Origin of the sequence: Salinibaculum salinum (assembly GCF_037645885.1) — an archaeon.
Classification (GTDB): domain Archaea; phylum Halobacteriota; class Halobacteria; order Halobacteriales; family Haloarculaceae; genus Salinibaculum; species Salinibaculum salinum.
The window spans coordinates 439,418-460,999 of the sequence record NZ_JBBENW010000001.1; the positions used below are offsets into that span (position 1 = coordinate 439,418).

Annotated in this window: 26 protein-coding genes; 10 read left to right on the plus strand and 16 right to left on the minus strand. The window is 63.8% G+C overall.

The window, feature by feature from the left end; translation table 11 throughout:
• The first annotated feature begins 78 nt into the window (after positions 1 to 78).
• The gene (locus WDJ60_RS02285; RefSeq protein ID WP_340098192.1) at positions 79 to 771 is read left to right on the plus strand and encodes an SDR family NAD(P)-dependent oxidoreductase; all 693 of its coding nucleotides are present in this window, start codon (positions 79 to 81) and stop codon (positions 769 to 771) included.
• A gap of 57 nt (positions 772 to 828) precedes the next feature.
• The gene (locus WDJ60_RS02290; protein WP_340098194.1) at positions 829 to 1,686 is read left to right on the plus strand and encodes a ZIP family metal transporter; all 858 of its coding nucleotides are present in this window, start codon (positions 829 to 831) and stop codon (positions 1,684 to 1,686) included.
• A gap of 8 nt (positions 1,687 to 1,694) precedes the next feature.
• Here the strand turns inward: WDJ60_RS02290 and WDJ60_RS02295 are convergent, their stop codons facing one another.
• Entirely contained in the window at positions 1,695 to 2,231 is a 537-nt protein-coding gene (locus WDJ60_RS02295; RefSeq protein WP_340098196.1) for a YkgJ family cysteine cluster protein, read from the minus strand.
• Between the two features lie 132 nt (positions 2,232 to 2,363).
• Here WDJ60_RS02295 and WDJ60_RS02300 point away from each other — a divergent pair, with 132 nt between their 5' ends.
• Positions 2,364 to 2,666: a DUF7967 family protein gene (locus WDJ60_RS02300; protein WP_340098198.1), complete on the plus strand. Its 303-nt coding sequence runs from the start codon at positions 2,364 to 2,366 to the stop codon at positions 2,664 to 2,666.
• A gap of 18 nt (positions 2,667 to 2,684) precedes the next feature.
• Here the strand turns inward: WDJ60_RS02300 and WDJ60_RS02305 are convergent, their stop codons facing one another.
• The 6 genes from WDJ60_RS02305 to WDJ60_RS02330 form a co-directional block, all read right to left on the minus strand.
• Entirely contained in the window at positions 2,685 to 3,008 is a 324-nt protein-coding gene (locus WDJ60_RS02305) for a transcription factor S (protein WP_340098200.1), read from the minus strand.
• 30 nt (positions 3,009 to 3,038) lie between these two features.
• A complete protein-coding gene (locus WDJ60_RS02310; RefSeq protein WP_340098202.1) occupies positions 3,039 to 3,719 on the minus strand; it encodes a DUF8135 domain-containing protein in 681 nt (226 codons plus the stop codon).
• Complete coding sequence (locus tag WDJ60_RS02315) at positions 3,716 to 4,519, minus strand: hypothetical protein (protein ID WP_340098204.1); 804 nt, start codon at positions 4,517 to 4,519, stop codon at positions 3,716 to 3,718. The genes WDJ60_RS02310 and WDJ60_RS02315 overlap by 4 nt, the downstream gene beginning before the upstream one ends.
• A gap of 87 nt (positions 4,520 to 4,606) precedes the next feature.
• On the minus strand, positions 4,607 to 5,446 hold the full coding sequence (locus WDJ60_RS02320) for an RAD55 family ATPase (RefSeq protein ID WP_340098205.1): 840 nt from the start codon (positions 5,444 to 5,446) through the stop codon (positions 4,607 to 4,609).
• A gap of 47 nt (positions 5,447 to 5,493) precedes the next feature.
• The gene (locus WDJ60_RS02325) at positions 5,494 to 6,462 is read right to left on the minus strand and encodes a beta-ribofuranosylaminobenzene 5'-phosphate synthase family protein (protein ID WP_340098207.1); all 969 of its coding nucleotides are present in this window, start codon (positions 6,460 to 6,462) and stop codon (positions 5,494 to 5,496) included.
• Positions 6,463 to 6,465: 3 nt separating this feature from the next.
• The gene (locus tag WDJ60_RS02330) at positions 6,466 to 6,894 is read right to left on the minus strand and encodes a universal stress protein (protein WP_340098209.1); all 429 of its coding nucleotides are present in this window, start codon (positions 6,892 to 6,894) and stop codon (positions 6,466 to 6,468) included.
• A gap of 161 nt (positions 6,895 to 7,055) precedes the next feature.
• On the opposite strand from WDJ60_RS02330, the gene ilvD reads away from it, so the two are divergent.
• The 4 genes from ilvD (at position 7,056) to WDJ60_RS02350 (ending at position 10,208) form a co-directional block, all read left to right on the plus strand.
• The gene (gene ilvD / locus WDJ60_RS02335) at positions 7,056 to 8,786 is read left to right on the plus strand and encodes a dihydroxy-acid dehydratase (protein WP_340098211.1); all 1,731 of its coding nucleotides are present in this window, start codon (positions 7,056 to 7,058) and stop codon (positions 8,784 to 8,786) included.
• A 94-nt stretch (positions 8,787 to 8,880) separates the two neighbouring features.
• Positions 8,881 to 9,462, plus strand: coding sequence for a DUF8121 family protein (locus WDJ60_RS02340; RefSeq protein WP_340098212.1), 582 nt, complete (start codon positions 8,881 to 8,883; stop codon positions 9,460 to 9,462).
• 46 nt (positions 9,463 to 9,508) lie between these two features.
• Positions 9,509 to 10,009, plus strand: a complete 501-nt coding sequence (locus tag WDJ60_RS02345) for a gamma carbonic anhydrase family protein (protein ID WP_340098213.1) — start codon at positions 9,509 to 9,511, stop codon at positions 10,007 to 10,009.
• 73 nt (positions 10,010 to 10,082) lie between these two features.
• Positions 10,083 to 10,208, plus strand: coding sequence for a hypothetical protein (locus WDJ60_RS02350; RefSeq protein WP_340098215.1), 126 nt, complete (start codon positions 10,083 to 10,085; stop codon positions 10,206 to 10,208).
• Positions 10,209 to 10,214: 6 nt separating this feature from the next.
• On the opposite strand, the gene WDJ60_RS02355 is transcribed toward WDJ60_RS02350, so the two are convergent.
• Positions 10,215 to 11,324, minus strand: a complete 1,110-nt coding sequence (locus WDJ60_RS02355; RefSeq protein ID WP_340098217.1) for a DR2241 family protein — start codon at positions 11,322 to 11,324, stop codon at positions 10,215 to 10,217.
• Entirely contained in the window at positions 11,321 to 12,181 is an 861-nt protein-coding gene (locus WDJ60_RS02360) for a CbiX/SirB N-terminal domain-containing protein (RefSeq protein WP_340098219.1), read from the minus strand. The genes WDJ60_RS02355 and WDJ60_RS02360 overlap by 4 nt, the downstream gene beginning before the upstream one ends.
• Before the next feature lie 169 nt (positions 12,182 to 12,350).
• Here WDJ60_RS02360 and WDJ60_RS02365 point away from each other — a divergent pair, with 169 nt between their 5' ends.
• Positions 12,351 to 13,541 (plus strand): outer membrane lipoprotein-sorting protein, encoded by a 1,191-nt coding sequence (locus WDJ60_RS02365; RefSeq protein WP_340098221.1) that lies wholly within the window; start codon positions 12,351 to 12,353, stop codon positions 13,539 to 13,541.
• A gap of 63 nt (positions 13,542 to 13,604) precedes the next feature.
• On the opposite strand, the gene WDJ60_RS02370 is transcribed toward WDJ60_RS02365, so the two are convergent.
• The 3 genes from WDJ60_RS02370 to WDJ60_RS02380 form a co-directional block, all read right to left on the minus strand.
• The gene (locus WDJ60_RS02370) at positions 13,605 to 13,862 is read right to left on the minus strand and encodes a DUF8151 family protein (protein WP_340098223.1); all 258 of its coding nucleotides are present in this window, start codon (positions 13,860 to 13,862) and stop codon (positions 13,605 to 13,607) included.
• A 116-nt stretch (positions 13,863 to 13,978) separates the two neighbouring features.
• Complete coding sequence (locus tag WDJ60_RS02375; RefSeq protein WP_340098225.1) at positions 13,979 to 14,296, minus strand: DUF7521 family protein; 318 nt, start codon at positions 14,294 to 14,296, stop codon at positions 13,979 to 13,981.
• Positions 14,293 to 14,643, minus strand: a complete 351-nt coding sequence (locus WDJ60_RS02380; RefSeq protein ID WP_340098227.1) for a helix-turn-helix domain-containing protein — start codon at positions 14,641 to 14,643, stop codon at positions 14,293 to 14,295. The genes WDJ60_RS02375 and WDJ60_RS02380 overlap by 4 nt, the downstream gene beginning before the upstream one ends.
• A 121-nt stretch (positions 14,644 to 14,764) precedes the next feature.
• Here WDJ60_RS02380 and cysS point away from each other — a divergent pair, with 121 nt between their 5' ends.
• Complete coding sequence (gene cysS, locus WDJ60_RS02385; protein WP_340098229.1) at positions 14,765 to 16,255, plus strand: cysteine--tRNA ligase; 1,491 nt, start codon at positions 14,765 to 14,767, stop codon at positions 16,253 to 16,255.
• 15 nt (positions 16,256 to 16,270) lie between these two features.
• Here cysS and WDJ60_RS02390 read toward each other — a convergent pair whose 3' ends face one another.
• The 4 genes from WDJ60_RS02390 to WDJ60_RS02405 all read right to left on the minus strand — a co-directional run bounded on the left by WDJ60_RS02390 (position 16,271) and on the right by WDJ60_RS02405 (position 19,720).
• On the minus strand, positions 16,271 to 17,509 hold the full coding sequence (locus WDJ60_RS02390) for a tripartite tricarboxylate transporter permease (protein WP_340098230.1): 1,239 nt from the start codon (positions 17,507 to 17,509) through the stop codon (positions 16,271 to 16,273).
• 116 nt (positions 17,510 to 17,625) lie between these two features.
• Positions 17,626 to 17,970: a 50S ribosomal protein P1 gene (rpl12p, locus tag WDJ60_RS02395; protein WP_340098232.1), complete on the minus strand. Its 345-nt coding sequence runs from the start codon at positions 17,968 to 17,970 to the stop codon at positions 17,626 to 17,628.
• A gap of 5 nt (positions 17,971 to 17,975) precedes the next feature.
• A complete protein-coding gene (locus WDJ60_RS02400) occupies positions 17,976 to 19,031 on the minus strand; it encodes a 50S ribosomal protein L10 (protein WP_340098234.1) in 1,056 nt (351 codons plus the stop codon).
• A 47-nt stretch (positions 19,032 to 19,078) separates the two neighbouring features.
• Positions 19,079 to 19,720, minus strand: a complete 642-nt coding sequence (locus WDJ60_RS02405) for a 50S ribosomal protein L1 (RefSeq protein ID WP_340098236.1) — start codon at positions 19,718 to 19,720, stop codon at positions 19,079 to 19,081.
• Positions 19,721 to 19,911: 191 nt separating this feature from the next.
• Between WDJ60_RS02405 and WDJ60_RS02410 the strand changes: the two genes are divergently transcribed.
• On the plus strand, positions 19,912 to 21,555 hold the full coding sequence (locus WDJ60_RS02410) for a sensor histidine kinase (RefSeq protein ID WP_340098238.1): 1,644 nt from the start codon (positions 19,912 to 19,914) through the stop codon (positions 21,553 to 21,555).
• Positions 21,556 to 21,582 lie beyond the last annotated feature (27 nt).

A 21,582-nucleotide genomic window follows, 5' to 3' on the forward strand; every position in this document is an offset into this window, starting at 1 on the left:
TCCGTGTGACTCGCTCACGTCCGTCGGTTTGGGGTGACTCGCGGAAGGATACTTTGTGATGGCTCCCCACGAAGGGGTATGGACGGGCAGACTGCGGTGGTCACGGGTGCGAGTCGCGGTATCGGCGAGGCAGTGGCACACGCCTTCTCGGACGCTGGCGCACACGTCGTCGTCTGTGCACGCGACGGGGACGCCGTGTCGGCCGTCGCCGACGCAATCCGCGCGGACGGTGGCTCTGCCACCGCCCAGCGGGCGGACGTTCGCGACGAGTTCGACGTCGAGCGGCTGATGGAGCAGGCCGCACGCGAAGGTGGAGAGATAGATATCGTTGTGGCTAACGCCGGCGTCTATCACGGTACCCCCGGACAGACACCGCTCTCGGGGGAGTCGTACTCGGCGTTCGACGACCACCTGCGGACGAATGCCCGCGGCGTCTTCGCGACTATCCGCGAAGCACTCCCACACCTCGCTCCTGACGGCCGCGTGCTGGTAACTTCCGGCGCCGTCGCCCGCGACACTCGCGCTGGATTCGGCTCCTACGCCGTCTCGAAAGCCGCCGCCGAATCCGTCGCGATGCACTTTGCCGACGACATCGACCAGGCCGTCGCGGTCGTCGACCCCGGACAGGTCGCGACCGACCTCACCGGCGGACAGGGCCGAGACACTGCCGACGTGGCACTCCAGTTTCGCTGGGCCGCCCGCGACGCCGAACCCACTGCTATCGACGGGACCGTCGTTGACCGCCGCACCTATCGCCGGGAGACCGAGTGACATCCGCTTGACCGCATCGCAGGCCTTATTAACTCTTTCCGAGAATTTATTATCCGAATGTCTCTCATCGAATCGTCTGGAGTGACGAACTCCACACAACCGCTCTCACCGATTGGGCTCGGTGGGACTGCGCTGCTCGGGGCGTTCTCCGCCGTCGCGCTGGCGATGGGGCTGACCAAGGTACTGGTCATCTCCTGGGTGGCCTTCGCCGCGATGTCGCTCGGTGCGCTCGTCAGCTCGAAGAGCGACACGTCCTACCCCACGCGGCTGGTCTGGGGATACGGTCTCGCCAGCGGTGCGATGGTGACCAGTTCTGCGGTCTTTCTGGTTCCGCAAGCTATCGGACTCAACCCGCGTATCGGCGGCTTCGGCATCGCAGCCGGCCTTCTCGTCGGCTACGCCGCCCACGTCATCGGGCATCGCCTCTCGCACATCGACGTTGGTCTCGACCTGACCGCAGCCCAGATTACCGCCCACGCACTCTCGGCAGGCTTCATCATCGGTATCGTCTACGGCTCGATGCCGGAACTTGGCCTCTTGCTCGGTCTCGCTATCGTCTCGCACAAGGGACCAGCTGGCTACGCTGCTGCCCACCGCCTCCGCGAGAGCGGCAAGCCGGTCTCGGCGCTCCTTCTCCCGGCTGCGGCCGTCGGACTCACTGCGATTCCGGCCGCACTCCTTCCCGTTCCGGAAGCGCCCGCAATCAACGGTGCCATTTTCGGCTTTGCAGCCGGCGTCTTCCTCCACGTCGCGATGGACTTTCTGCCGTCGTGTGAGACTGGCGGCGAGGTCGACCAGGTCTGTTCGCTCTCCGAGCACTCTCACAGACGGCTGGACCAGCTCCGCTCGCACGCCGTCGGGAGCACCGCTGTCGGTGCCACCGCTGTCTTTCTCGCCTGGCTGGTCGTCGCCTGACTCGCCGCTTAGAGTTCTCGGCGCGTCTCTGGATTGTCGAGATCCCACAGCACCGCCGGCAGGAACGCGTCCAGATGCTCGACGACACGCCGTTCGGAGACGCCCAACCCTTCACAGTGGTCGTGGGCCGCTTCCCGCACCGAAATGTGGATGTCTCCCCCATCTCTTCCCGTCCGCTCTCCGTCTTCCACACTCACTTCCAGTGGGAAGACCGAACACCGCGCCGGTTTCCAGTCGTGTTCGGCGTGGAGCGAACAGAGGCCGTCGTCTCGCAAAAAGAAACAGGCTTCGCCGTCGTCGCCGGTGTGTTCCTCGCGGTCTTTCGCCTCTTTGCGGACGAAATCTTCGCCGCGGACCTGTGTCGTCGCCTCCGCGAGCGACGCGCAGTCGGCTAGTTCGAGGAAGTCGGGTTCGTACAGCAAGACGCCGTGGTGACAACACCAGGTACAGTCGTCGATACACTCGAAAGTTAGCGTCGGGTCGAAATCGACGACTGCCTCCTTGCCGGGGTGGACCGCCACGGACTGGCCGCGCTCGATTGACACAGCGGTGGTTCGCGTTCGACGGCGAAAAGTCTCTCGCTGGCGCATCTGGCCACGTAAATCCGAATACGGCTCCGTTCCCGAGACCCGGGAATCGTCGGTGACGTTGACTTACCGAACCGCCTACGCCCTCGTATGACTGCCACACACACCACAGACGAGAGCGAGGTGACCGAACGCGTCTGGATGGTCGAGCGGACTTTCTCCGAGGACTCTCCGCATATTCTGGTTATCGTCTACGCGACGCCAGACGGTGAGCGATATCTCCAGAAAGAGCGTGCGTACAACCGGTTTGGCGGCAACGCACCGGAGGTGACCGCTGCCATCGAAACCGATCCCGACACGCTCGCTCCGGTCAGTGACGCCGAAAAGCGGGAGCGCTACGCGGCCGAAGCCGAGCGGATGATGGCCCGGCACGACCCCGACGATGCCGTCTGAGCGGCCAGCACTCTCCTGTTAGTTGTACTCGCGCCACCGGTTGCCACAGTCCTGGCACTTGAAAAAGCGGGTCGGCGGTTCGTCGGCAGCGCCGGTCTGCTTGATGGTGTACCACGCTTTCCCGTGACCACACTTGTCACAGTGGACGTCGTCGGCGGTCGGTTTCCCCTCGAAGTCCGCGCCCTCTTCGGTCTCGATGAGTTCGTCGCCGGACTGTTCGACCGTACTGGTGAAATCCGCCGCCGTCTCTTCGTCCTTGCCGGTTCGCGTCCCGCAGGACGAACAGACCATCTCGTCGCCCTCCGGTCGCATCATCGACCCGCAGTCGTCACAGAATTGCATACGTACGTGTAGCTGACGGACGCTGAAAACTCACTCGTGTTTCTGCAGTTCTTTGCGCTCGGCGACGACCGGACAGTCCACGACCCGGACCGTCGTCTGGTCGAGAAACTCCATAATCTCCGTCCCATCGTGCGAACAGCGCACGTCCGGCGGGTCAGAGAAGAACTCGCACTGCTCGCAGTAACTGTGTTTGGACACTTCGGCGTAGACGCGCTCTTTTCGCTGGGTGACCGACCCCTCCTCTTCGGCCTCGGAAATCGACGCCCAGACTTCGTCCGGGTCGAGTTCAGCCACGTCCATCTGCTCGAACACATCGTCCTCGAAGGGGTCGCCCTCCCTGGTTCCCACGTCCTCGAACGAGGTGTCGGTGGCCGTACTGTCCGCGTCTATCGACGGCGATTCCTGTTCGACGAACTCGCTTTGTTCTTCACGCTCGTCCGGGTCCTCGTCGGGCACTTCGTCCAGATGGTCTGCCGGGGTCACGCTGTGGGCGTCGTACTCCGGTCTCGTGTCGGTCTCTGTCGCGATATCGCTGGCTTCGTAGCCGTCTCCATCGCCCGACGGCCACTCGGTGTGGCCGTCGCTCTGGTCGGCACTTGCATCGGACTCGTTCGGTTGTGCCTCGTCGTCGAGGCGTTCGAACGGGTTGCCCTCGCGGTCTCCGACCGATTTGTCGAGGCGCTCGAAGGGGTCGTCCTCGTCGTCGCTCACTCCTGTTCACCTGATTCGAGCTGTGAGGCGGCGAGCAGACGCGGCTTGCCGAACCAGCTTTCGGCCGCTTCGACGTTGGTAACCGTGGCCTGGCAGTGGGGACACTCCGGCTCGGTCAACAGCGCGATCTCGACGCCGTTGCCACAGTTCTCGCACTTCGCTCGGTCGATATCCGCTTTCGCCGCTGCGCGCTTGATGCGGTCGACCGCTCTGATGCCGCCCTGTGATTCGTAGGCGTCCCGGAGGTCGCTGACGACCCAGGCGACGGTCTTCAACCGCTCCTGAAGCGTGTCGAGTCGTTCGTCGATGTCCTCTATCAGTACGTCGTGTTCGGCGACGGTCGAATCCAGTTCTTCCTCGATGGCGTCGACCGCCGACTGCACGTCTGCTAGTTCCGCCTGCACGTCGTCGAGCTGGTCGAGCTCCTCGTGGCTGTGGTCCGCCGTGGCTTTCCCATCGATTTCGCGTTTGAGTTGGACGACGCGGCCGCGCACGTCCTCGATGTCCTCCTCGTGGCGCTGTTCGATACCGTCCACTTCCTGCTGGACGGCGTCGACTTCCTGTTGGATAGTGTCGGCTGTTTCGGCCAGCCTGTTTGAGATCAGTTGTTCGACGGCGTCCGAGTTCGGGACTGACATCTCGTCATCGAGTTCGTCCGCCGCCTGGTAGGAAGCGAGTAACTGGAGCAAGACGGTTTCGCGGTCGACACCGAGTGTCCGGGCGCGCTCGGTAAGCCAACTGTCGAGTTCACCAGGGAGGTTCACTGTTAGCGTCCCGTCCTCGGTCGTCTCACTCGCCATTATGCCCTGTTATTCTAACCGCACAGTTAAGCGTTTGCCGCTGATTTCGAGTTACGATAGTCCGAACGCACTGAGAGTAGGACGTTTCTACCGAATCTTGCGCACGTCGCTGATGTCGAACCCCGCGTCGCCAAGCTCCGTCTCGAACTGGACGATGTTTTCCTCTTCGATCTGCGAGAGGACGCCCCGGAACTGTTTGATGACGAGCGTCCGCGCTCGCGTACTCCCGCCGCTCTCCCAGCTAAACCGAAGCGTGCCGGTGCAGGCGTCGACGAGCTGACCGTGTCTGGTCTCCGACAGCGTCTCTCTGTTGACGTGGAGCAGGATGATGCCGTCCCACTCGTGGGCGGCCTTCTGGAGCCCCTTCACGACGTAGGCTACGTCCGACCACTCCAGGTCCTCGCCAAGCGTCGCCACGAGGTCAGACAGCGAGTCGATGATGACGAGATTCCCGGGCGCTCGCATGCTGAGTTCGTCGCCGAGCGCGCTCAGCAGTCCCTCGCGCTCTTCGTGGCGCTTCCGGAGGTTCTTGATGTCCGGCGTCTCGTCGGCGTACCAGTTCCGGGGGACGGGGCTAACGTGGAAGAACTGCCGCGAGAGCGAACAGAACTCAACCGGTGACAGCCCAGAGGCCGCGATCTCGGTGTCGATGACGGTCTCGATTTCCTGGCTGAGCTGCGAGCGGTCCGAGTTGAAGGTGATGTAGTGGATGCCATCGGGCTGCCTTGCCTGCGAGTGGAGGTCACCGTAGTGCAGGTCGAACAGGTCTTCGTCGGTCCGTGCCAGCCCGTTCATCACGGCGCTCGTGTACATAAACTCGCGTGCCCCTGCGCCTGCCTCCCCGGACAGCAAGACGACGCTCCCCGTCGGTGCCCCGCCCTGAATCATCTTGTCGAGCCGGTTGATGCCGAAGGGTAGGCGGTCCATACTCCTCACATACCGGTCCGTCGGTTTAAAACCTCGCGCACGCTCCGCTACTCGTCGTCGAGTCTCGCGCCACTGTTTCGCGGCCCGGCGATTCGAATCGTTCCGCCCCTGCCGACTGTGTCGAGGGCCGTCTGTGCCACTTCTCGTGCCTCCGCGGTATCTGCCTCGCGGGTCACGCCGTAGACGGTTGGCCCCCACGAAGACTGACCCGCACCGTGGATGACTGGACTACCGCCGAGACTATCGATAAGCTGACCGGCCGGCGGGCGATAGACACCACCCTGTTCGTCGGCGTACCACGCGCCGTTGAGCCGGCCGAGGCGGGCGACCGCATTCCCGAACTCCCCGATATCTCGTTCGGCAACTGCCGGCAGGAGCCGCCGCGTCAGGAGATGCGAGATGTCGTCGGCGATGCCGGGGTCCGCTCGCTCGACGACCGAGCGCATGCTCTGCTCTTCCGGTTTCCCGCTCTTGCCAGACTCCGCGTCTGGAGTTATCAGGACGAACCGCCACGAACTCGGCAGGTCGCGCTGGACGATGGGTTCGGGAACGGTCCAGCTCCCCTCTGCCGGCGGCCGGGACGTAAAGCGCTCGGTCGGGTGGCCGGCGTCGACGACGAACCCGCCGTTCTCGAAGGTGGCGACGCCGACACCTGAACGCCCGCCTCGCCCGAGTTTCGGTGCGTACGTCCGGGCGTCTGCGTACTCGCCGTGCGCGCGAGCGACGGCGACGAGCGTCGACAGCGTCAGCTGGGTTCCGCTGCCAAAGCCGGCGTGGCGTTCGAACCGTTCCTCGACAGTGACACGTGCCCCTTCGACGCCCAGCGCCGAGACGGCGTCGTCGACAAACGGTTCGACGGCGGGGTCCTCACAGACGACTGCCGACGCTGGCTCTGCTCTCAGGACGACTCGCGGGGCTGTCAGTGCGACGCCGACACCGCCGTAGAGTCGCTCGTGGGCGAGCGCGAGATTCTGAAAGCCAAAGTGCAGGCGTGCCCCGGTATCGACGGTGACCATCGCTCAGGCGTCGGAGCCGACCGTGAGCACCGGAACTGGTGAGATGTCGACGACCCGTTTCGAGACGCTGCCGACGACGTTCTCCTCGTATTCGTTGCCGCTGGTTCCCATGACGACGAGGTCGATATCGTTGTCTGCGGCGTAGTCGACGATGCAGTTGGCTGGATTCCCGACGTCGACATCCGAGACCGTCTCGATACCGTCTCGGTCGGCAGCCTCGACGGCTTCGGCGATCGCGTCGAGAGCGTTCTCTTCGAGTTCGCTCCGGACCTCGTCGACGCGGTCGTCATCGAGCACGAGAAACGCCCGGTCGTCGACGACAGAGAAGACGTGCAGCGTCGCACCGCGGGTCTGTGCGATGTCGATGGCGTGTTCGGTCGCCCGCTTCGTGTGCTCACTCCCGTCGGTCGGCAGGAGAATCCGCTCGTACATACGACCCACTCCGAGCACGGGACAAAAGCACTTACCGGTTTGCGTCTCTCACTGCTGGCGGTCCGCTCGGTCGAGTAGGACCACTCGACCATGTTCGCCTGTGTGCTTACCTGGAGCGGCCGAAGACGGGACTTAAGTCCGGCCGCCGTTACTGTTCAGGCATGAGTAAGCAAGAACCGCCGGAACGCGACTCCGGCAAGGATCCCGACCTGCCGAGCAACGACGTGACCGAGGGGACAGAGCGTGCCCCTCACCGCGCGATGTTCCGCGCGATGGGCTACGACGACCAGGACCTCTCGTCCCCGATGGTCGGCGTCGCCAACCCCGCTGCAGACATCACACCCTGTAACGTTCACCTCGACGACGTCGCAGAGTCTGCCTACGAAGGTATCGACAACGCAGAGGGGATGCCAATCGAGTTCGGCACCATCACCATCTCCGATGCCATCTCGATGGGGACCGAGGGGATGAAAGCGAGTCTCATCTCCCGGGAGATCATTGCCGATTCCGTGGAACTGGTCACCTTCGGCGAGCGCATGGACGGCCTCGTCGTCATCGGCGGCTGTGACAAGAACATGCCGGGGATGATGATGGCCGCTATCCGGACGGACCGGCCGAGCGTCTTCCTCTACGGCGGCTCTATCATGCCCGGCGAGCACGACGGCCGCGAGGTCACCATCCAGAACGTCTTCGAGGGTGTCGGTGCCGTCGCCGACGGCGAGATGTCTGAGGACGAACTCGACGACCTGGAACGGCACGCCTGTCCCGGGGCCGGTTCCTGCGGTGGGATGTTCACCGCGAACACGATGGCTTCGATTACCGAGGCGCTCGGCTTCGCGCCACTCGGCAGTGCCTCCCCGCCTGCCGAGAACGAACAGCGCTACGACGTGGCCCGCCGCTCGGGCGAACTCGCCGTCGAAGCGGTGCAGGAGCAGCGCAAACCGTCCGATTTCCTCACGAAGGACTCCTTCGAGAACGCCATCGCGCTCCAGGTCGCTATCGGTGGCTCGACCAACGCCGTGCTCCACCTGCTTGCGATGGCCGCCGAGGCGGGCATCGACCTCGACATCGAGGAGTTCAACGAGATCAGCGCCCGCACTCCGAAGATTGCGAACCTCCAGCCCGGCGGCGAGCGGGTGATGAACGACCTCCACGAGGTCGGTGGCGTCCCGGTCGTGCTGAAGGCCCTCTCCGACGCCGGTCTGCTGCACGACGACGCGCTGACGGTGACGGGCAACACTATTGGCGAGGAACTCGAAGCCGTCGACCCACCCGCTATCGAAGACATCGACGTGGACTATCTCCACACCGTCGAGAAACCCATCCACGAACGCGGTGCCATCCGCATCCTCACTGGCAACCTCGCACCCGACGGGGCAGTCATCAAGATTACCGGCGAGGACCACCTCCACCACGAGGGGCCAGTCCGTGTCTTCGAAGGTGAAGAGGACGCGATGGCCTACGTTCAGGAAGGAAAGGTCGAATCTGGCGACGTCATCGCCATCCGAAACGAGGGTCCCCGGGGCGGACCCGGGATGCGAGAGATGCTCGGTGTCACCTCCGCCGTCGCCGGCCAGGGCCATGCCGAGGACGTGGCGCTGTTTACCGACGGTCGCTTCTCCGGTGCGACCCGTGGCTTCTCTATCGGCCACGTCGCTCCCGAAGCGTACGTCGGCGGGCCAATCGCCGCACTCGAAGACGGCGACACCGTCACCATCGATATCGACAACCTAGAACTCTCGGTGGACCTCACGGAGGAGGAACTCGAGGAGCGACTGGAAGACCACGAAGCCGAGCCGACCTACGACAATGGCGTCCTCGCCAAGTACCACCGTGACTTCGGCTCTGCGGCCAACGGCGCGGTGACGAACCCCGGTGCGCAGTGGGATTGATTGTCACCGCGTGAACGGCTGCTTGAGAGCGAATAACACGAATAGCTCTTTTCGCTTTGTGTGGTTTTAGGGCGTGAGATGACGACCTCAAGATATGGACAGACGGACGTTCGTCGTCGGGTCGGTGGCGGCTGCCAACGCGGCACTGGCGGGCTGTTCTTCTCCGGGTGAGGCTCGCTCACTCGGGACGCCCCGCGTCGAGACGGACGCAGAAGGCACCGAGTCACACCTCGTCTTCGAGCGGAGCGGTAACGGGGTGCTGACGATTACTTACCGCCAGCGTGCACTTTCCGCGGCCCCCAGCGGTCGCTATGGACTCCGGGTCACCATATCTCACAGCGAGGATACGCGACTCGAACGCTTCCGGTTCGACTTCAAATCCCCGCCCGACACCCTCGGCGTCCCGGCTGACATCTTCCTGAAACAGCCCGATGGCGGGCCGTGGCCAGATATCGACTTCGGGCGCGTCGAAGGGCAGTGGACGCGTGTCGCCGTCGAGGGGCTGGGCGATCTCGGCGACGGTACGCTCGGATTCGAGATTATCGTCGCCCCGCTGGACGACGGCGGCCACCCAGTGGCGATCCGCTCTAACGTAACACTCGTCACCGAAGGTTTGCTCTCCGGTGGGCCACTCCAGGGCGAGACACAGACCGAGTTCCAACCTGTGCTGGACTGACCTTGGATGCGGACCCTTTAGGTCGCTGTCACGCCCACCCTGAATCATGATTCGCACTGTCGATGGACTCGAACCGCAGATAGCCGACTCCGCGTACGTCGACGAGACTGCCGTCGTGATCGGCGACGTGGTCATCGAGGAAGAGGCGAGCATCTGGCCCAACACCACGCTCCGTGGCGACCACGGCCAGATTGTCGTCGGCGAACGCTCAAACATCCAGGACAACGCCGTCCTGCATGAAGACGCCGTCCTCGAACCGGAAGTGACGGTCGGTCACAGCGCTATCGTCCACGCCTGCACGGTCGAATCCGGTGCGCTCGTGGGGATGAATGCGGTCGTGCTAGACGACGCCCACGTCGGGGAGGGAGCTATCGTCGGCGCTGGCAGCGTCGTCACCGAGGGAACGGAGGTCCCACCCGAGACGCTCGTCGTCGGCTCGCCAGCCGAAGTCAAGACTGAACTCGACGGGCCGGTCACCGAATCGACTATCGACCACTACGCGAAACTCGGGTCGACCTACGCAGAGACCGGCGATCGAATCGACTGACACTGTCCTGCTGGCGGGCTCACTCCGACTCGAAAAATGAACGTACTTGTCGGTCCCCATCCAACTGCCCGACATGGCACTCAGAACGCTCGGCAAACTGTGCAAGTACGGACTGATGGTCGTCGGCCTGCTGACTCTCCTGTTCGTGTTCGTCTCCTACGGCTGGAACGGCGAGCCGCCGACGGTCGAACTGGAGTAAGCGGCGTTACTCCGCTTCGTCGGGGCGGTCCGTCGGAACCCCGCCGAGATTTCCTTCGTCGTCGAACCGTTTTGCGCGGAGGAAGCGCGCTCGCCAGCGGTTAGCACCGTCGCCGAAGTCAGCCTCACGAATCTCGTCGACGCGGCCATCGGCGACAGCGTCGATAATCTCCTCGACCTGCTCTTTCTCGCTGGGCGTCAACTCGAACTCGTAGGTCTGCTCGTCCTCGGCGTCGATTCTGGTCCACTTTCGTGCCGCCGAGACGACCAGCGAACACGGTTCTCGGCAGGGAAAGACGCCGGCGGCTTCGCCGTCTACATCGAGCGGCGTCTCCTCGTCGTACTCCCACTCGCGGCGTTTGAGACACTGCGAATCGTCACAGCAGGCCTCGGCGACCCACTCGACGTGGTCGTGGCCGTCGCCGCGGTCCCACGTCTGGACCACACCGTATATCCCAGTCTGACGCGAGACGGCGTCGTGCCAGTGGGTCACGTCTAGCTCGCCTTCCCGTTCGCGATACCAGTTGGCCACCGTCGCGGGGTAGATGTTGTCGACAGTCGCGACCACTTCGGCGGCTGTGAGGTCGACGAACACCCAGCCCCGACTGAGCGTCGGGGCGGTCGACAGCGGACGGTACTGTCCGTCGTCGTCGTATTTGCGGACTTCGCGCGCGTCGAGTGGGTCCGTGTGGACCGCCAGGTCTTCGACGCGCTCGCCGGCGTCCTCGACGTGACGGACCTGGTAGGTCCGCCGGCCAGCCTCGGCCAACTGGACGCGAATCCGGAGCTGTCCCCACTCCCGCGTCATCCCTTCGCGGAGTCGTTCGTGGTGCTCCGGGACGGCCCTGTGGTTGTCTCCGTCGTCCCCCTCGACCCGGCGGAGGAACGCCCGCCGTTCCGGTGCGTCGGGGGCGATGTGTTGCCAGAAGTGCCACTCGGTGACGTACTCGCGGTGTTGTTTCGCGGCCGCCTGCAGTTCGCCCTCGCTCAGCCCGTGGTACTCGTTGTCCGGCACCGCGAAGTCGTACGTCTCCCCGTCGCTGTCGACGGTCAGCATGTCGGTGTCGATACCCTCCACAGCGGCGGCTTGCAGTGCGGCCAACTGTTCTGTGTTCATTCAGTGACCACCAGCGCTTCGACAGCGTCGGCCGACTCTCCGTCTGCCCCGGCGTCGAGTGCACGCTCCAGAATCACGTCGGCCAGCAGCGGCTCGGTCCCGACTGCGCCCGAGTACCAGATTCGGTGCCCGCCGACTGGCGCGGGCGTTGCCCATCCCTCGCTGGCGTCGTCGGTCAGTCCCATGTCTTCGGGAATGTCTTCTTCAGTGTGGTAGCCGTCCGCGACGAACAGCGGGACGACGACGATGTCGTCGGTGTCGAAGTGATCGGTCACGTCGTCGATTTCGGGGGGTTCGTCCATGAATAGCGCCCGCACTTCGTCGAATCGGCCTCGGTCGCGGATGCGGTTCGCGTGGTACTCGATGGCTTTCGCGGAGTTCTCGTTGCGTTTGGTGCCGTGACCGACGACGGCCAGACCGAATCCCGGCCCCACGTCGGCGTCGTCGGTGACCGATTCCGCTCGGCGAACGATGACGTCGCTCATCGCGTCGTGGGTGCCGACCGGCCCACAGTAGTGAATCGTCTTCTCGACGTCGCTCGCGGTGAGCGTCGCGTGGGTGGCACTGGTTCCATCCGAATGCCACAGCGAGGGGTCCCACTCGTCGAGTCGGAGTTCGCGCGGAATCACCTCCTCGGTGAAGTAACCCTCGCTGATGAACAGCGGGACGACGTACACCTCCTCGGCGTCGACGGTCCGGAGCACCTCCCGGAATGACGGCTCTTCCTTCCAGAACGTCTCGCGTACCTCGTCGAACACACCAGTGTCGCGAATCCTGTCGGCGTGGTCGAACGCCGGTTCGCTCGACCCCGGATTCAGATGTGACCCGTGCGCTGCGATGACAAGCCCCTGTCCCATTACCGACGCTTGGGCCGACGCGTTCTTAGGAACTTCGTTGCCCTCGGTTCGCCACCTGCAATCGGTTGCCCGTGCTGTGTCCCCGTATCCGTCCGGTGTCTAGATAGTTTCGGACAGTTCTCACAAGAAATATTAGGCTTATTGGTCCAATAGTATCCTACGACTACGCATGCGTACTGTCACCGCTTCGGCCGGTCGCTCACCCTGGCGACGACGCTTGCTGGTGCTTTTTGTGCTGGTCGCAGTGGTGTCTCTCGCCGGCTGCAGTCTCCTGTTCGGGAGCGGTGACGACAGCACGTCGCTTCCAACCGGCGACCAGGCCGCCGAACAGTACCTCTCGATGGACGGGTACGAGGCGACGGTTCACTACGAGTACAGCGACCAGCCCGACCGTCGCGCACTCCTGCAGGTCGATGTCGACGGCGGGAACTCGCGTATCGCGTGGCTCGCCCCCGTCCGACTCGCCGGCAACGTCCAGACGTACAACGGCAGCACGACCGTCCGGTACAACGCGACGCGAAACGAGTACGTCAGCATCTCCACGTCGAATATCGACAACTTCGAAGACGGCGCAGAGCGCATCGCGGACGCTGTCGACGCTGCACGGGACGACGGGACGGCGACTGTTGACCAGCCGCCGTCCGGCGGCGCACCGCTACCAGTCGTTCCCGAAGGGAACGCCGCCGACGCTGCCACGAGCGACCGGTACGAAGTTACCTACGACGGAACCGAACAGGTCGCTGGCCGTGAGGCCCACGTCATCGGCTACGAGCCTGTCGAGAACGTGACCGACGGTGTGCTCGAACAGACTGTCTGGGTTGACACGGAGTACTTTATTACGCTGAAATCCCATTCGGTGAGCCGCTACGACGGCGACCGCTCGACGTTTACCTTTCGCCTCTCGAACGTCTCGATTGCACCGGGTCTCTCCGAGCGGGACTTCAGTTTCGATCCGCCCGCAAACGCGACGCTCAACGCGTCTGACTCCTACGACGTGACTGGATACGACACTCGCGCCCAGTTGGTCACTGTCGCAGCCATCGGCGTTCCCGACCCAGCGGTTCCCGAGCGGTTCGCCCTCTCTCGGGCGACACATATCGTCGGTCAGAACTTCACCGCCATCCAGTTGCAGTACCAGACCAGCAGTTCTCGCCTCTTCGTCACCAAGACCAGCGAACAGACGTACACTGATCTCACCGAGGGCGAACGCGTCACGATCGGGAACGAAACGGGCCGCTATCGGACGTCACAGACCCGCGCGATTGTCGTCTGGCGGTGTGGCGGCTACGTCTACACAGTTACCGGCGGCGTTGAAAAAGGGACACTGCTTGACGTGGCGCGGTCTATCGAGTGCAGTTAGCCGGTCTTCTTGATGCTGTGTCGGTCAGTACGGTGGCGCTCTCAGATGAATTCGTGTCCGGAGCTACTCGGACTGGTCGCCGGTCGTCTGTCTGAACTCGCGAACGCTGACTGCGAACTTATCAGTCCCCACCAAATACGCAAACGCCAGCAGGACGACACCGACGACTCCGGCCCACAGACCGAGTGTCGTGTTGCCGCTCTGAGCGGTTGCGAGCGCGTACAGTTCCATATACGCACTGGCAAGAGAAAGCGCGACAGTACCGACGCCGAATATCACCAACTCCACCACTTCGGGGAGGAGTTCGAGGAGTTTTACCATGTTTACTCCAGCCAATTTACGTTTGAATCTCTTTCGGTTGCTCGAGTGGCTGGTCGACACCGGTCAGAGCCAGCGAGCCAGAAGCGTCGAGACGAGTGCCGAACCCAGCGGCCGTCTCAGGGTTTCTCGTACAGCGAGTACGTGATACACGCCAGCCCGACGAACTGGATGAGCCGAACGACGAGGAACAACTCCTGTTGGATCCCGGCGAGGTTCGGTTCCAGCCGTATCGCTAGCGTCGCGGTAAACGAGAGCGTAAACGGGACCGCAGTCAGGAGGATGAGCCCCAGCGAGAGGAACTGCATCGACCGGCTGTCGTTACGCCGGAAGCCCCGATAGGCCTGATAGCCGATAATCAGCCCCAGTATAACGGAGGCGATGGAGACGCCGAGTTGACTCCAGTCCAGCAGCGTGTAGCTCTGTAAGATGCTCATAGGTCCTGCCACATCCTGGTGAAGCGGTCGGCGACGTCTTCTTCCGCCTCCGTTCGTTCGATATCGGCGTGCATCTCGCCGTCGTCGAAGGTCACGGAGAACGATTCCAGCCGCGAGGCGAACACCTTGTAGTGGTTGCCGTCGGGTTGAGGCTGGAGCTGTTCCTCTACGAGGTCACAGTCCTGTAAGCGGTCGAGGCGTCTGTAAATCGTCGTCACTGACGCGTCGCACCGCTCGCTTAACGTTTGTGCAGACATGGGTTCGGCACTCGTCGCTGTGAGGATTGCGCGGGCGTACTGGTCGTCGAGAAGGGCGAGCACCTCCTCGTCGGCACACTCCTCACTCACACTCGGTGGCTAGGTCCGCCCCTATTTAAAAATAGAAAGGTGTTTGCAGACTCCGCAACTCCGCGGACGGTCGGCTCGCGGGACCGCAGGCTTGAAACGCTGTCCCGTGTACCTACCGCCAATGACACTCCGCGTGACGAACACGCTGACGGGCGAGCGGGAGGTCTTCGAGCCACAGGACCCGGACTCGGTACTCCTGTATTACTGTGGGCTGACGACCTCCGACCCCGCGCATCTCGGGCACGCCCGCGGGTGGGTCCACGTCGACGTGATGTGCCGCTGGCTCGAACAGTTGGGCTACGACGTGCGCCACGTCGAGAACTTCACCGATATCAACGAGAAGATCGTCGCCCGCGTCGGCGAGGCCGGCGACAGCGAGGCCGACGTCGCTCGGTCGTACATCCAGGACATCATCGCCGACATGCGCTCGCTGAACCTCAAGCGGGCGGAGGTGTACCCCCGCGTCTCCGAGCATATCCCCCAGATTATCGACCTCGTCGAGACGCTCGTCGAGAAGGACTACGCCTACGAGGCCGACGGCTCCGTCTACTTCGACGTGACCGCCTTCGACGAGTACGGCAAACTCTCGAATCAGGATCCCGACGAACTCGACGCACAGGGCGACCCCGACGAGCGCTCAGAGAAACGAAACCCCGCCGACTTCGCCCTCTGGAAGGCAGACGGTGTCTCGCCCGACGAAATCACCGACCACCAGCACGACGAGGCCGCACCCGCCGAAGAGGCCTGCCAGACTGCACAGACCTGGGACTCGCCGTGGGGCGAGGGCCGTCCCGGCTGGCACATCGAGTGTTCGGTGATGAGCATGACCCACCTCGGTGAGACCATCGACATCCACGTCGGCGGGCAGGATCTCGTCTTTCCGCACCACGAGAACGAAATCGCCCAGAGCGAGGCCGCGACGGGCCAGCAGTTCACCAACTACTGGCTGCACGTCCGCCTGCTTGACGCCGCTGACGAGGAGAAGATGTCCTCCTCGCTGGGGAACTTCGAGACGGTCGCCGAAGCCGTCGAGCGGTACGGGGCGAACGTTGTTCGGACCTTCCTGCTGTCGACGGCATACCACAACAACGCCGTCTACAGCGCCGAGACGATGGCCGAAGCCGAGGAGCGCTTCGACGGCCTCCAGCGGGGCTACGAGCGTGCCGTCGAGGCCTGTGACAGCATCGACGCCCGGACTGTGGTCGAGGATTCGGCGCTACGCGACGTCGTCGAGTCGACCCGCGAGGAGTTCGCCGACGCGATGAACGACGATTTCAACACCCGACGGGCGCTCGCCACGCTGGAGGAACTGGTGTCGGCGGTCAACACGCACGTCGACGGCTACGACGAGTACGACTATCGGGGTCTCCGTCGGGCTATCGAAGCCATCGAGGAACTGGCGGGCGGCGTTTTCGGGCTGACTCTCGGCGGCGGGGGCACAGAGAGTGAGGTCTCCATTGCCGAGAACCTCGTGGAACTCGTACTTTCGGTTCGCGAACAGGAACGCGAGGCCGGAAACTACGAGCGTGCGGACGAACTCCGCGACGAACTCGAAGCGCTCGGCGTCGAAGTGCAGGACACCGACGACGGTGCATCCTTCCGGTTCGAGTAGCTCTCGCTGTCTCTTTTAGACGCCGAGTGTGAGCGGCACGAGCAACACCCCCATCAGATTTGCTCGGCGTGCGCCAAAGCGTGCGGGCACGAGACCGACGACGGCACTGACTGCAAAGACTCCAAGTCCGATAGCGCCGGTGAGTGCAAACACGAGCAGACAGAGCAGTCCGAGCACGCCGACCGACAGGTGGGTGTTGTCCACGTTTCCGACGACGGCGAGATATCTGTCGCCAAGCACGAGGACGAGGATGAACCCGATGGCTGCGGCGATAGCGACGGCGCAGAGATACAGTCCCAGCGTAAGCGGCGCACCGGTCTCGTCGAGTGCAACCAGCACGCCCGTCCGTGGGTTACCGAGTGCGACGAGTGCAAAGAGCGCGAATATCGTGTTCGCCGTATTGACGCCGCTCGTGGCGACGACGAAGGGCCGGGGGCCGCGCTGGGGGAGGACGACGAGCGCACCGGTCGCCGCGATCGCACTGGAGATACCGGGCAGGTAGCCAACGACTGCGCCGGCGAGCGTCCCCACGAGTGCGACCCAGCCGACGAATCGCCGCGAGGTTGTGATAGTCGGACTCGCTTGCGGTGGCACCCCCTCGCCACCGAGCGCCTCCACGAGGACGGGCGCGCCGAAGAGACCGGCAAACAGCGGGGCGAGCATGCTCCCTGCCGGCAGGACACCCGTTGCTGGAATGTCGAGGGTTGCCAGGCCGAGCACGCCGCTCGCGCCCACGGCGAGCGCTGCGCCACCCCGCGCTATCCACGTCCCTTCAGTTGCGAGCAGCAGCGCGACGACGCTTCCGAGGACGAGCGGGAGATGCGTCCGAATCGTCGGGTAGGCCTGCTCCATCACCGCCGTCACGGGCAGTGCCAGCGGGACGGCGAAGGCAACGGCCAGTCCGCTCCCGAGTGCCGAGAGTCTGAGTGCCTCTCGACCCTGTCCCTGAAGTACGAGTCGGTGTCCGGGCAGAGCGGTGGCGGCCATCGCTGGGTCGGGGACGCCCAGCGCCAGCGCAGGCACGATGTCGAGAAACGTGTGGACGACACCCGCCGCGAGCATCGCCGCGCCGACGTACCGTGCCGGCCCGGGCATCGCTGGTGCGAATGCAGCCAGGAGGAGCGCGAAGTTGTTCGCGTGGAGTCCCGGCACCAGTCCGCTCACGCTCCCGAGGGCGACGCCGCCCGCGACGAACGTGAGCGCCGTCGCCGCGGCTGTCGGGTCGACTGCGACGGCGACGCCACCGAGGTCCATTGTTCGGGGCTGGTCCCGGTATCGTACTTGAACGTTCGCCACGGCCGTTGCCGTGTCGCGACGGGGCCAGAGCTATCGCTACGCGGTGGCGTCGAAAGAAAGGGTCGAATGCTGAGTTAACCGAAGAGTTCGCCGAGACCTTCGCCGGCGTCTTCGTCTTCGTCGTCGTCATCGTCGGCGGCTTCTTCTGCTGCTGCTTCTTCTTCCTCTTCGCCGCCTTCGTCAGCGGCTTCCTCGTCGTCGCCGCCGGCCGGGGCCGCGCTGCCGCCGGTCGTGGCCGGGACTGCGGTGGCCTCTTCGACGGCCTCGTTGATGTCGACGTCTTCGAGTGCGGCGACGAGGGCCTTGACGCGGGATTCCTCCACGTCGACGCCCGCCGCTTCGAGCACGCCGGTCAGGTTGTCTTCGTTGATTTCTTCGCCCGATTCGTTCAGGATGAGTGCTGCGTAAACGTATTCCATTGTTGTTAGAACATGTCGTCGAGTGCGGCACCAGTGTCACCGTCGTCGTCTTCATCGTCGTCATCGTCGGCGGCGGCCTCCTCGGCCTCGTCACTGGTGTCGTCCTCAGTGTCTTCTTGGTCGTCAGTCGATTCGGTGTCTGCAGGCGTTGCCGTGGCAGGCTCGTCGAGGTCTTGCAGTTCCTCGGGGAGTGCTTCCTCGTCGTCGATCTGCGCGGCGAGTGCGCGCACCTGCGAGTCAGCCTTCCCGATGAGGTCCGGCATGACGTCGGGGTCCTCGATGGCCGCGTGGATAGCGAGATTCTTCGACTCGCCGCTGGCCTTGGCCAGCAGCGGGGGCAGCGTCGTCGCGGTCGGGAACTTCGCGTTGATCGCGAGGTTCCGTGCGCGAGCGGCTGCGGCCTCCACGTCCCGCTGGTACTCTTCGACGTCGAGTTCGAGGTCCTCGGGTTCGAACAGCACGCCGTCCGCGAAGACGGCACGCAGGTCCAGCCCGACTTCCTTGGGTTCGATACCCAGCTCGGCGAGGACGTTCGCGAGGTCCTGTGTGACCACTTCGCCGGCCTCGAGAACCGTCGAGTCTTCCGTGACCTTGATCGACCCGCCGTCGATGCGTGCGTTCGCACCGACAGCCTGGAGTTCGCCGACGAACGGTCCCGGGTCGACGCCGGTGTCGCCTTCCGGCACGACGACGTCGTTCGGGGCGACCTCGCCAGTGTTGATGGGTGCCGAGGTCTTCGAGGCTTCCAGTTGCTGGTAGAGCCCGAATGGGTTCTCGTTGGTACCGATGAGGCCGACCTGCCCGCTGATGTAGTCGGTCAGGTCTTCGAGTCCCTCGTCGGACCAGTCGAGCGCCCGCGACAGCAGCGTGTTCCGCGAGACGCGGAGCGTGGCGGTACCGTGGAGATTCCGGCGCATATCCTGCAACTGCTGGCTCGGAATGCCCGTGATATCCACGACGCCGACGCTGTCGTGACTGTCGAGGAAGTCGACGACGTCTTCGACTTCGTCTTTCTTCCACTGGGGAATCGTCTCGGTCTTGCGTTCACTTTCTGCGCTCATTTAGGCCACCTCCAGAACTACGTTCTGGCGAGCCCGCATTCGTTCACTCATGCGGACACCTCCACTGCGGGGCCCATCGTCGTCTTCACGAACACGTTGTCGATGTTCAGCGGTCCTTTCTCCAGGTCCGCGTGGAGACGACGAAGGATGACGTCGATGTTGTCCGCGATCTCCTCGGCGGACATGTCCTCTGCGCCGACGCGCGTGTGGAATGTCCGACGGTCACCGCTGCGAAGCTGGACCGAGTTCTTCAGTCGCTCGACGACTTCCTGCACGTCGTCGTCGGGGCCGAGCGGGTCCGGCATCTTCCCTCGTGGACCGAGCACGGTCCCGAGATAACGGCCGATATCCTGCATCATGGCCTCCTCTGCGATGAAGAAGTCAGTGTCTTCGGCGAGGTCTTTCGCGGCATCGTCGTCGTCGCCGAGGTCGGCGAGGTCGTCGCCGTCGAGTACGTCGTCAGCGACTTCCTGTGCACGAACGGCGGTTTCGCCGTCCGCGAACACGACAATGGATGTTTCTTGTCCAGTACCTTCGGGAAGAACGATACTCTCGTCTACCCGGTTCGATGGGTCGTTGAGGTCAAGATCGCGCAAATTGATTGCGAGGTCCACCGTCTCACGGAAGTTCCGTGGGGGTGCATCCTCAAGTGCGCGAGAGACTGCCTCCTCTATTTCCTGATCTGCCATTGTTCACCTCCGTAGTGCGCCTGCGGCTCCTACGGGTCAGTGAAACAGGCCTACGCCTGTCTCGTGCGGGTACACGCCAACGCCGCATTTAAAACCGTCGAACCTCCCCCTCGCGTGTGGCAGACCCCCATCCCGTCTGCCCGTTTGTCGACACCAATATTTAAGCGGGGATGTCGCTTTGGGGCAACCAGATGCGTCTCCGGACCGCACTGTTTGCCTTTCTCCTCGTCCTCGGACTCGTCCTCTCGGGGACAGTCTATGCCGGATTTGCGCTCCACAAACAGGACATCACGGACCGCGAGCAAGAGCGCGTTGGCACCGCAGCGGAGACGATTGCAACGGACATCGACAACCGTCTGACGGAGCGAACCCAGACGGCTGAATTCGCCGCGGGAACGCTTTTTCACACCGATAACGACAGCGTACACAGTCACCAGACGGTGCACTCGTTCGTCGATCAAACGTCGTTCGACGGTGCGTCCGTCATCGACGCCAACGGGACGATGCGGGCGATTGCGATCGCCAACGCCTCGACTACCGAGAGACAGCAACTCGTCGGGCAGGATTTCAGCGACCGAACGTACTTCCAGCGAGCGCTGGCCGGCGAGACGTACGTGAGCGACCCCGTCGAAGCCGACAGCGGAAACCTCATCGTCACCATCAGCGTCCCGGTCCGGGAAAACGGGACCGTCGTCGCCACGTTCAACGCCGCGTTGCACGTCCGCAATTCGTCGCTGCTTCAGCCCCAGCGTACCACACCGGACCGACAGCAACTGGCGACGGTCCGGAGTGATTCTGCGCTTCTGTTCGCTCACGGCTCTCCACTTTCGAACGACACCAGCGACTTTCTCACCGCCAATGCGACCGTCGCCTCGACCGGCTGGGCGGTAACTGTCGGAACCGACCGTACGACACTGGAAGACCAGCTGTTCGTCGCGACGGCCGCACAGAGCGGCGCCGTCCTCCTGTCGTTGCTCGCCGTTGCACTGCTGGGGCTCTGGCTGTCCCGGACGATGGTCGCGAGCATCGACGAACTCGTTGCTGGCCTGGCCGCGCTCGAAGACGGCGAGTACGACCGCGAGCTCGACCTGGGCGGCACCGACGAGTGGGTCCGCATCTCGGGGACGTTCAATGCCCTCTCGGACACACTCGGGCAGCGCGAGTCACAACTGCGCGTGCTCAACCGCGTTCTCCGACACAATCTCCGCAACGACATGAGCGTCATCATCGCTCACGCGGACGCCATTCTCCACAGCGAGGCCGACGGACAGACCAAAGCCAAAGCTCGGACGATGCGCCAGACCGCACATCGTCTCGTCGACACCAGCGACCACGCACGCACGATTTACGAGGACGTGCTCGGTCAGCACGACCGCGACCCACGGCCAGTCGACGTCTCGTCGCTCGTTACCGAAGAAGTCGACCGACTGCGAGCGGAGTTTCCCGAGAGTACCATCCGGACGCGGCTTCCGTCGTCGATTCACGCCTACGGCCGCGAGCCGCTCCCGATTATCGTCGAGGAACTCTGTCGGAACGCGCTCGTCCACAACGACAACCCAGCCATCGAACGCGTCGTCACGGTGACCGTCGAAGCCACCAGCCGCGGCTGTCGGCTCACTGTCTCGGACAACGGACCCGGCTTACCCGACGTCGAACGGGAACTGCTCACGCGCGAGCGCGAAGAGACGACTATCGAACACGGCAGCGGCCTCGGTCTGTGGGTCGTCCGCTGGCTCGTCGAGCAGATCGACGGCCGCATCACCGTCTCCTCGTCGGCCGGCCACGGTGCAGAGATTACCGTCTTCTTGCAGACGCCCGACAAAAATGACTCATAGTCTGTGAGTCCCTGTCACGGAACCGAG

Coding starts and splice junctions, on each gene's coding strand:
- cysS (WP_340098229.1), top strand. CDS start 14,765: ATGACACTCCGCGTGACGAACACGCTGACGGGCGAGCGGGAGGTCTTC.
- WDJ60_RS02330 (WP_340098209.1), bottom strand. CDS start 6,894: ATGTACGAGCGGATTCTCCTGCCGACCGACGGGAGTGAGCACACGAAG.
- ilvD (WP_340098211.1), top strand. CDS start 7,056: ATGAGTAAGCAAGAACCGCCGGAACGCGACTCCGGCAAGGATCCCGAC.
- WDJ60_RS02305 (WP_340098200.1), bottom strand. CDS start 3,008: ATGCAATTCTGTGACGACTGCGGGTCGATGATGCGACCGGAGGGCGAC.
- WDJ60_RS02355 (WP_340098217.1), bottom strand. CDS start 11,324: ATGAACACAGAACAGTTGGCCGCACTGCAAGCCGCCGCTGTGGAGGGT.
- WDJ60_RS02320 (WP_340098205.1), bottom strand. CDS start 5,446: ATGGACCGCCTACCCTTCGGCATCAACCGGCTCGACAAGATGATTCAG.
- WDJ60_RS02315 (WP_340098204.1), bottom strand. CDS start 4,519: ATGGCGAGTGAGACGACCGAGGACGGGACGCTAACAGTGAACCTCCCT.
- WDJ60_RS02405 (WP_340098236.1), bottom strand. CDS start 19,720: ATGGCAGATCAGGAAATAGAGGAGGCAGTCTCTCGCGCACTTGAGGAT.
- WDJ60_RS02290 (WP_340098194.1), top strand. CDS start 829: ATGTCTCTCATCGAATCGTCTGGAGTGACGAACTCCACACAACCGCTC.
- WDJ60_RS02390 (WP_340098230.1), bottom strand. CDS start 17,509: ATGGACCTCGGTGGCGTCGCCGTCGCAGTCGACCCGACAGCCGCGGCG.
- WDJ60_RS02300 (WP_340098198.1), top strand. CDS start 2,364: ATGACTGCCACACACACCACAGACGAGAGCGAGGTGACCGAACGCGTC.
- WDJ60_RS02285 (WP_340098192.1), top strand. CDS start 79: ATGGACGGGCAGACTGCGGTGGTCACGGGTGCGAGTCGCGGTATCGGC.
- WDJ60_RS02370 (WP_340098223.1), bottom strand. CDS start 13,862: ATGGTAAAACTCCTCGAACTCCTCCCCGAAGTGGTGGAGTTGGTGATA.
- WDJ60_RS02325 (WP_340098207.1), bottom strand. CDS start 6,462: ATGGTCACCGTCGATACCGGGGCACGCCTGCACTTTGGCTTTCAGAAT.
- rpl12p (WP_340098232.1), bottom strand. CDS start 17,970: ATGGAATACGTTTACGCAGCACTCATCCTGAACGAATCGGGCGAAGAA.
- WDJ60_RS02410 (WP_340098238.1), top strand. CDS start 19,912: ATGCGTCTCCGGACCGCACTGTTTGCCTTTCTCCTCGTCCTCGGACTC.
- WDJ60_RS02345 (WP_340098213.1), top strand. CDS start 9,509: ATGATTCGCACTGTCGATGGACTCGAACCGCAGATAGCCGACTCCGCG.
- WDJ60_RS02400 (WP_340098234.1), bottom strand. CDS start 19,031: ATGAGCGCAGAAAGTGAACGCAAGACCGAGACGATTCCCCAGTGGAAG.
- WDJ60_RS02340 (WP_340098212.1), top strand. CDS start 8,881: ATGGACAGACGGACGTTCGTCGTCGGGTCGGTGGCGGCTGCCAACGCG.
- WDJ60_RS02375 (WP_340098225.1), bottom strand. CDS start 14,296: ATGAGCATCTTACAGAGCTACACGCTGCTGGACTGGAGTCAACTCGGC.
- WDJ60_RS02365 (WP_340098221.1), top strand. CDS start 12,351: ATGCGTACTGTCACCGCTTCGGCCGGTCGCTCACCCTGGCGACGACGC.
- WDJ60_RS02360 (WP_340098219.1), bottom strand. CDS start 12,181: ATGGGACAGGGGCTTGTCATCGCAGCGCACGGGTCACATCTGAATCCG.
- WDJ60_RS02350 (WP_340098215.1), top strand. CDS start 10,083: ATGGCACTCAGAACGCTCGGCAAACTGTGCAAGTACGGACTGATGGTC.